Annotated in this window: 6 protein-coding genes and 1 pseudogene; all 7 read left to right on the top strand. The window is 69.0% G+C overall.

Annotated features, from left to right (window positions below):
- Nucleotides 1-495 (top strand): annotated as a pseudogene (locus GXW74_RS25350) (type I glyceraldehyde-3-phosphate dehydrogenase); the annotation flags it as partial.
- On the top strand, nucleotides 492-1733 hold the full coding sequence (gene arsJ, locus GXW74_RS25345) for an organoarsenical effux MFS transporter ArsJ (RefSeq protein WP_211849385.1): 1242 nt from the start codon (nucleotides 492-494) through the stop codon (nucleotides 1731-1733). The pseudogene GXW74_RS25350 and the gene arsJ, both read left to right, overlap by 4 nt.
- Nucleotides 1734-1999: 266 nt before the next feature.
- Nucleotides 2000-3184: a multidrug effflux MFS transporter gene (locus tag GXW74_RS25340; RefSeq protein WP_211849384.1), complete on the top strand. Its 1185-nt coding sequence runs from the start codon at nucleotides 2000-2002 to the stop codon at nucleotides 3182-3184.
- A 362-nt stretch (nucleotides 3185-3546) separates the two neighbouring features.
- On the top strand, nucleotides 3547-4788 hold the full coding sequence (gene urtA / locus GXW74_RS25335) for an urea ABC transporter substrate-binding protein (protein WP_456306994.1): 1242 nt from the start codon (nucleotides 3547-3549) through the stop codon (nucleotides 4786-4788).
- On the top strand, nucleotides 4788-6350 hold the full coding sequence (urtB, locus tag GXW74_RS25330) for an urea ABC transporter permease subunit UrtB (protein ID WP_211849383.1): 1563 nt from the start codon (nucleotides 4788-4790) through the stop codon (nucleotides 6348-6350). The genes urtA and urtB overlap by 1 nt, the downstream gene beginning before the upstream one ends.
- Nucleotides 6347-7450: an urea ABC transporter permease subunit UrtC gene (gene urtC, locus GXW74_RS25325; RefSeq protein ID WP_211849382.1), complete on the top strand. Its 1104-nt coding sequence runs from the start codon at nucleotides 6347-6349 to the stop codon at nucleotides 7448-7450. The genes urtB and urtC overlap by 4 nt, the downstream gene beginning before the upstream one ends.
- Entirely contained in the window at nucleotides 7447-8184 is a 738-nt protein-coding gene (urtD, locus tag GXW74_RS25320) for an urea ABC transporter ATP-binding protein UrtD (RefSeq protein ID WP_211849381.1), read from the top strand. Before urtC ends, urtD begins: the two co-directional genes overlap by 4 nt.
- Nucleotides 8185-8187: the final 3 nt, after the last annotated feature.

Below are 8187 nucleotides of genomic sequence, written 5' to 3'. Positions count from 1 at the left end.
CATGGCCAGATCACCACCATCCATGACCCGACCAACACCAACGTCGTCGTCGATGCGCCGCACAAGGATCTGCGGCGTGCGCGCTCGGCCATGCTGTCGCTCCAGCCGACGACGACGGGCAGCGCCACCGCCATCGCGCTGATCTACCCCGAACTGAAGGGCAAGCTGAACGGCCATGCGGTGCGCGCCCCGGTGCTGAACGCCTCGCTGACCGACTGCGTCTTCGAGATGGCGCGCGAGACCAGCGCGGAGGAGGTCAACGACCTGTTCCGCGCCGCCGCCGCCGGGCCGCTCGCCGGCATCCTCGGTTTCGAGCCGCGGCCGCTGGTCAGCGCCGACTACGCGCGCGACACGCGCAGCAGCATCGTGGACGGCCTCTCCACCATGGTCACCGATGGCACGCTGCTCAAGGTCTACGCCTGGTACGACAACGAGATGGGCTACGCCTGCCGCATGGTGGACCTGGCCTGCCACATGGAGGGCCTCGGCCTGTGAGCACCGCCGGCACCCGCAACTACGCCATCGTCACCGCCGCCTATTGGGGCTTCACGCTGACCGATGGCGCGTTGCGGATGCTCGTGCTGCTGCACTTCTTCCGCCTGGGCTACTCGCCCTTCACGCTGGCCTTCCTGTTCCTGCTCTACGAGGCGGCGGGGATCGGCGCCAACCTGATCGGCGGCTGGCTGGCGACGCGCTTCGGCATCGCGCGCATGCTGGCGGTCGGGCTGGCGACGCAGGTCGCGGGCTTCCTGATGCTCTCGGCGATGTCGCCGGATTGGGCCGCGGCACTGTCGGTTGCCTGGGTGGTGGTCGCCCAGGGCGTCTGCGGCGTGGCCAAGGACCTGACCAAGACGGCCAGCAAATCCGCCATCAAGGTGACCGCGGGCGACGCGTCCGGGCGCCTTTTCAAGTGGGTCGCCTTCTTCACCGGCAGCAAGAACGCAATGAAGGGTGCCGGATTCTTCCTGGGTGGCTTGCTGCTGGAGGCGCTCGGCTTCCGCGGCGCGCTCTGGGCGATGGCCGCCATGCTGCTGCTGGTGCTGGCCGGCGTCGTGCTCTCCCTGCCGCCGCTGATGGGCAGGGCGAAGGCATCGAAATCCGCGAAGGAACTCTTCGCGAAGAACCGCGGCGTGAACCTGCTGGCGGCGGCGCGCGTCTTCCTGTTCGGCGCGCGCGATGTGTGGTTCGTCGTCGGCCTGCCTGTGTTCCTCTATGCCAGCGGCTGGACCTTCACCATGGTCGGCGCCTTTCTCGCGGTATGGACCATCGGGTATGGCGTCATCCAGGCGAGTGCGCCGGCGCTGGTGGCGCGCAGTGCCGACGGGCTGAGCGCCGAGGTGCCGGCGGCGCGATCCTGGTCGCTGGCGCTGGCGGCGGTGCCGCTGGCGCTTGCCGCGGGGATGCTGGCAGGCCTGCCGCGCGCCGATCTCTTCGTGCCGGTCGGCCTGTGCCTGTTCGGCGTGCTGTTCGCGGTGAACTCCTCGGTGCATTCGTATCTCGTGCTGGCCTATGCCGGCAGCGAGAAGGCCGCCGAGGATGTCGGCTTCTACTACGCCGCGAACGCTGCGGGGCGTTTCATGGGCACGCTGCTGTCGGGCCTGCTCTACGCCTGGGCCGGACTGCCGGCCTGCCTGCTCGGCGCCGCCGCGATGCTCGCGGCCTGCTGGGTGATCACGCTCGCGCTGCCGACGCGGCGCGATGCCGTGTCGGCGGATGGTCGCGCATCGGCGTAGACGCCGCCCTCAACAGCAATTCGAATTGGCTGCCGGGCCCCGCGACCACCTCAAGATCCGGTACCGGATGGCGACAGGCGGCGGACCGGCCTCGGCCACCGCATCCGCGGCCGCAGGCTTTGATGGTTGCGCGTCGCCCGATCGGTCACTACCTCCACCCCGTCACGGGCGACCGTGGCGGGTTTCGTTCCTGCAGCCAGCACCAGGATGCCGAGGCAGTGTCGCGGTCGACAGAATGCCGGCTTCCTGCCACCAAGGGAATCTGCATGCCCAGCTGGCTTCCTCTTCTCCTCGGCTTCCTGACCGCTGTCGGTCCCGTCTCCACCGACATGTATCTGCCCGCCTTCCCGGCGATCGAGGCGGAACTCGGCACAAGCCGCGGCAGCGTGGAGATCACGCTGGCGTCCTGGTTCGTGGGGCTCGCAGTCGGGCAACTCGTCCAGGGCACCCTCGCGGATCGGCTCGGGCGACGCCTGCCGCTCATTGCCGGCACTGCGCTCTATGCCCTCGCCTCGGTTGGCTGTGCGCTCGCTCCGGACATGGCGGCATTGGCGGCCTGGCGCTGCATCGCAGCCTTTGGCGGTGCGGCGAGCGCCGTCATTCCGCGCGCGATGGTGCGGGATCTTGCGGATGGACTCGCCGCGGCGCGGCTGATGTCGAAGCTGATGCTCGTCATGGGGGCGGCGCCCATCCTCGCACCGACACTTGGCGGCCTGCTCCTCGGTGCGGGTGGGTGGCGCATGATCTTCTGGGCCTCGGCGATCTACGGCGCCCTGTCCTGCCTGCTGGCCTGGCGACTGCTGCCCGAGACGCTGCCACCCGCGAGACGCGTGCGGCGTTCCATGGTCAAGCTGCTCTACGATTTCAGTGAGATCGGACGGGAGCGGGGCTTCATCACCCATGCGCTCATGGGCGCGGCGGCGATGTTCTCCGTCTTCGCTTTCATCAGCGGCGCGCCGGCCGTCTACATCGAGTATTTCGGCGTGCCGGCGGGGCGATTCGGGCTGCTCTTCGCCGTCAGTGCGGCGGGCTTCATCGCGGCATCGCAGTTCAATCCGACGCTGCTCCGCCGGCTGGGGCTGCGCCGCGTGCCGGCCTACGCGCTGCGCACGTCAGGTATTGCCGTGCTGGTACTGCTGGCGACCGCCTTGACCGGATTCGGCGGCCTGATGGGCGTCTTCGTGCCTGCGGCGATTGCCCTGGCCTGTACCGGCCTGGTCTTTCCGAATGCGGCGGTCGGCGCCTTGTCGCGCCACGCCGGCCGTGCCGGCAGCGCCTCGGCATTGCTCGGCACGCTGCAGTTCACTGGTGCCGCGATCGGCAGTGCGCTCGTTGGCGCCTTCGCAGATGGCACGCCGTGGCCGATGGCATTGCTGATGTTGCTCGGAACCGCCGCAGCGGTGATGGCGGAGATGCTTCGGCCGCGTCAGCGGCCGCCCGGCGAGGCGTGATCCCGTCCACGAGGCCGCGGCCGGCCTCATCAGACGCCACGAAGCGGGCGAGGAACGTCGCCTGCCTGGCCGGCGACGCAGGTGAGGTGTTCTCCTGACCCGCGAGGGAGGCGAGGGGGTGCGGTACGGGAGGCCGAGGCGGAGCGAGCGGCCACGAGGCATGGCGCCGATGCCCGCAGGCTGCGCATGACCGGTTGTTCATGTGCCAATTCTGTCGCCATCATGTCCGCAGAATAAGCAATTTCGGCGAAGAAATCATGCTGTCGTCGGTGATTCTCGCTGGCACGGATTTCGCTGCTCGCGGGATCGGGAGACGACACCGCCAATAGCGTCGGAGCGTCATCCCGCGAGGAGGCTAAGACGTGACCAAGACCCTCATCACCCGGCGCAGTGTGATCGCCGGCGCGGGCGCCGTACTGGCAGCCCCCTCCATCCGGCCATCCATGGCGCAGGGCGCGCCGATCAAGGTCGGCGTGCTGCACTCCCTCTCCGGCACCATGGCCATCAGCGAGACGGCGCTGCGCGACACGGTGCTGATGATGGTCGAGTGGATCAACGGCCGTGGCGGGCTGCTCGGCCGGCGTGTCGAGGCGGTGGTGGTCGATCCGGCCTCCAACTGGCCGCTCTTTGCCGAGAAGGCGCGCGAGCTGCTGCAGGTCCACAAGGTGGACGTGACCTTCGGCTGCTGGACCTCGGTGTCCCGCAAGTCGGTGCTGCCGGTCTTCGAGGAACTGAACGGCATGCTCTTCTACCCCGTCCAGTACGAGGGCGAGGAGCAGTCGCGGAACATCTTCTACACCGGCGCCGCGCCGAACCAGCAGGCGATCCCGGCGGTCGAGTACCTGATGTCCGCCGATGGCGGCGAGGCGAAGCGCATCGCGCTGCTCGGCACCGACTACGTCTATCCGCGCACGACCAACCGCATCCTGCGCGCCTTCCTGATCAGCAAGGGCATCCCCGAAGCCGACATCATGGAGGAATATACGCCCTTCGGTCACAGCGACTGGCAGGGCATCGTCGCGCGGGTGAAGCGCTTCGCCGGCGAGGGCAAGAAGACCGCCATCGTCTCGACCATCAACGGCGACGCCAACGTCCCCTTCTACCGCGAGCTCGGCAACCAGGGCATCAAGGCGGAGGACATCCCCTCGGTCGCCTTCTCGGTCGGCGAGGAGGAGCTCGCGGGAATCGACACCCGCCCGCTGGTCGGTCACCTCGCGGCATGGAACTACTTCATGTCGGTGCAGTCGCCCGCCAACACCGAGTTCAAGAACCTCTGGCAGGCCTATATCAAGAACCCGCGCCGCGTGACCAACGATCCGATGGAAGCGACGCTGGTCGGCTTCAAGATGTGGGCCCAGGCCGTCGCCAAGGCCGGCAGCACCGCCGTGGATCCGGTGCGCGAGGCGATGTATGGCCAGAAGGTGGATGCACCCTGCGGATACACGCTGGAGATGCACCGCAACCACCACCTCTCCAAGCCCGTCATGATCGGCGAGGTGCAGGCGGACGGACAGTTCAACATCGTCTGGAAGACGCCCGGCCCGATCGTCGCCGAGAACTGGTCGCCCTTCATCCCGGAGAATGCGAGCCGTCGTCGCGGCTGATGCGTCTCCTCTTCCTCTTCCTGCTTCTGCTCGTGCCCGCCAAGGGGCGCGCGCAGGATGCCTTCGGCGCGGCGCTGCCTGGCCTCGCCGGCGGCTTCGCCCAGCAGGTGGAGGCAGCGGAGCGGCTCGGCGCGCTAGGGGATCCGCGCGCCGTGCCCATCCTTCGTGCGCTGTACGACGGCCGGCTGCTGCGCGGTGCCGACGGCGCGCTGCTGATCCGCGACGGTGAGCGCGCCACGGTCGCCGTGACCGGCGCTGCGGCCGATGCGGCCGAGGCCGAGCAGGTCCGCATCAACAACCGGGTCAGGGCCGTGCTGCGCGGTGTGCTTGGCAGGCTCTCGCTCGTCTCGTCCGATCCGGCGGAGCGTTTGGCGGCGGCGGAAGCGGTGTTCCGAAGCCGCACCGCGGAGAACATCCCGCTGCTGGAGGCCGCGCTGGCGCGCGAGAACAGCGCGCGCATCCGCGAACGGCTGGAACTCGCCCTCGGCGCCTCGCGGCTCGCCGCGGGGGATGACGCGGAGCGGCGGGCGGGCATCGTGGCCCTCAGTGCCTCGGCCTCCACGGAAGCGCGGTCCGTCCTGCTCGAGGCCCGCGCGGCGGTTCCCGCCCTGTCGTCGGAGATCGATGCCGCTGTTGCTGCGATCGACCGCCGCCTCGCCGTGCGTCGCGCGGCAGAGACCTTCTTCCAGGGCCTGTCGCTCGGTTCGGTGCTGCTGCTGGCCGCGCTCGGCCTGGCGGTGACCTTCGGCGTCATGGGCGTGATCAACATGGCGCATGGCGAGTTCGTGATGCTCGGCGCCTACACGACCTTCGTGATGCAGGAGGCGTTGCGCGGCATCCCGGCCCTGGCGCCATGGTCGCTGCCGCTCTCGGTGCCCGCGGCCTTCCTGGTCGCGGCCGCCTGCGGGGCGGCGATGGAACGCGGCCTGATCCGTCACCTCTACGGGCGGCCGCTCGAGACGCTGCTGCTGACCTTCGGCGTCGGCATGATGATCCAGCAGGCGGTGCGCCTCGTCTTCGGGGCGCAGAACCGCGAGGTGAGCAGCCCGCCCTGGATGCAGGGCACGCTGGAGCTCGCCTTCGGCGTGACGGTCACGCAGAACCGGCTGTGGATCCTGGTCTTCTCGCTGGTCGTGCTGGGCCTGACCGTCGCCGCCATCCGCCTGACGCGCTTCGGGCTCGAGATGCGCGCGGTCACGCAGAACCGGCGCATCGCCGCCGCCATGGGCATCCGCACCGGCAGGGTGGACGCCTTCACCTTCGCCTTCGGCTCCGGCATCGCCGGCATCGCCGGCGTGGCGCTGAGCCAGATCGACAATGTCAGCCCCAACCTCGGCACCGGCTACATCATCGACAGCTTCATGGTGGTGGTGTTCGGCGGCGTCGGCTCGCTGGCGGGCACGCTGGTCGGCGCCATGAGCCTCGGCGTCATCAACAAGGTGCTGGAGCCCTATGCCGGCGTGGTGCTGGCCAAGGTCTTCGTGCTGGTGGCGATCATGCTCTTCATCCAGCGGCGGCCGCGCGGGCTCTTTGCCCTCAAGGGGCGGGCGGCGGAGCAATGAGCGTCGCGCTTTCCGCGCCGCCACCTTCGCGGTTGCGCCTCGGCCTTCGCGCCGGGCTTGGCGTCGCAGTGCTGCTGCTCGCCGCGCTGCCGACGCTCAATGCCTTGCCGGCCGATCATGCGCTGCACGTCTCGGACTTCATCGTCTCGGTGACGGGCAAGTGGATCTGCTACGCGATCCTGGCACTCTCGCTCGACCTCGCCTGGGGCTATGCGGGCATCCTCTCACTCGGGCATGGGGCCTTCTTCGCGCTCGGCGGCTATGCGATGGGCATGCATCTGATGCGGCTGATCGGGCCGCGCGGTGCCTATGGGCATCCGGTGCTGCCGGACTTCATGGTGTTCCTCGGCTACACCGACCTGCCGTGGTTCTGGCAGGGCTTCCAGTATTTCCCCTACGCCATGCTGATGGTGCTGCTGGTGCCGGGGGCGCTGGCGCTGGTGGTGGGCTTCCTCGCCTTCCGCAGCCGGATTACCGGCGTCTACCTCTCCATCCTGACGCAGGCGATGACCTACGCGCTGATGCTCGCCTTCTTCCGCAACGACATGGGCTTCGGCGGCAACAACGGCTTCACCGACTTCAAGGAATTGCTCGGCATGCCGCTCGGCACGCCTGCCGCGCGCGCGATGCTGTTCTATGCCTCGCTGGTGGCGCTGGTCGGCTCCTTCCTGATCTGTGCGGCGCTGACGCGGACGAAGTACGGGCGGGTGCTGACCGCCATCCGCGACGCCGAGAGCCGCGCGCGCTTCCTCGGCTACGACACCACGCAGCACAAGCTGTTCGCCTTCGTGCTCTCGGCCATGCTTGCGGGGCTCGCCGGCGCGCTCTACGTGCCGCAGGTCGGCATCATCAATCCCGGCGAGTTCAGCCCCGGCAATTCGATCGAGGCGGTGATCTGGGTCGCCGTGGGCGGCCGTGGCACGCTGGCCGGGGCGGTGCTCGGCGCCTTCTCGGTCAATGCACTCAAGACCTGGCTCACCTCGGCGGCGCCGGATCTCTGGCTCTTCGTGCTCGGCGGTCTGTTCGTGGCGGTGACGCTGTTCCTGCCGCGCGGCCTGATCGGGCTGTTCGACCGCCTGCGGCGGAGGCGCGCGTCATGACGGGGCGCGCGCTCTACCTCGATGGCGTCTCCGTCGTGTTCGACGGGTTCCGGGCGCTGAACAACCTCTCGCTCATCGTCGAACCGGGCGAGTTGCGTGCCGTCATCGGCCCGAACGGCGCCGGCAAGACGACGATGATGGACGTCATCACCGGCAAGACGCGGCCGACCGCCGGCACCGTCCGCTTCGGCGACACCGACCTGACCCGGCTGGACGAGCCGTCCATCGCCACCCTCGGCATCGGGCGGAAGTTCCAGAAGCCGACGGTCTTCGACCAGCTCACGGTGTTCGAGAATCTGGAACTCGCGCTGAAGGCGCCGCGCGGGCCGATCGCCTGCGTGAAGTGGCACCTTTCGGGCGAGGCGCGGGACCGCATCGCTCAGGTGACCGAGGAGGTCGGGCTGCTCGCCCGCGCGCATGACCCGGCCGGCATCCTTTCCCACGGTCAGCGGCAATGGCTCGAGATCGGCATGCTGCTGGCGCAGGATCCCGAACTGCTGCTGGTGGACGAACCCGTTGCCGGCATGACCGATGCCGAGACCGAACACACCGCCGCCATGCTCGTCGGCATCGCCGGCACGCGCAGCGTCGTCGTCGTCGAGCACGACCTCGAATTCGTCCGCGCCCTCGGCCGGCGCGTCACGGTGCTGCACGAGGGCAGCGTGCTGTCGGAAGGTTCCATCGACCACGTGCAGAACGACCCGCGCGTGATCGAGGTCTATCTGGGGCGGTAGCAA

The organism is Neoroseomonas eburnea, from assembly GCF_018129005.1.
GTDB classification, from domain to species: domain Bacteria; phylum Pseudomonadota; class Alphaproteobacteria; order Acetobacterales; family Acetobacteraceae; genus Neoroseomonas; species Neoroseomonas eburnea.
This window is presented reverse-complemented; position numbering and strand designations above follow the sequence as displayed.

Coding starts and splice junctions, on each gene's coding strand:
- GXW74_RS25340 (WP_211849384.1), top strand. CDS start 2,000: ATGCCCAGCTGGCTTCCTCTTCTCCTCGGCTTCCTGACCGCTGTCGGT.
- urtB (WP_211849383.1), top strand. CDS start 4,788: ATGCGTCTCCTCTTCCTCTTCCTGCTTCTGCTCGTGCCCGCCAAGGGG.
- urtC (WP_211849382.1), top strand. CDS start 6,347: ATGAGCGTCGCGCTTTCCGCGCCGCCACCTTCGCGGTTGCGCCTCGGC.
- urtD (WP_211849381.1), top strand. CDS start 7,447: ATGACGGGGCGCGCGCTCTACCTCGATGGCGTCTCCGTCGTGTTCGAC.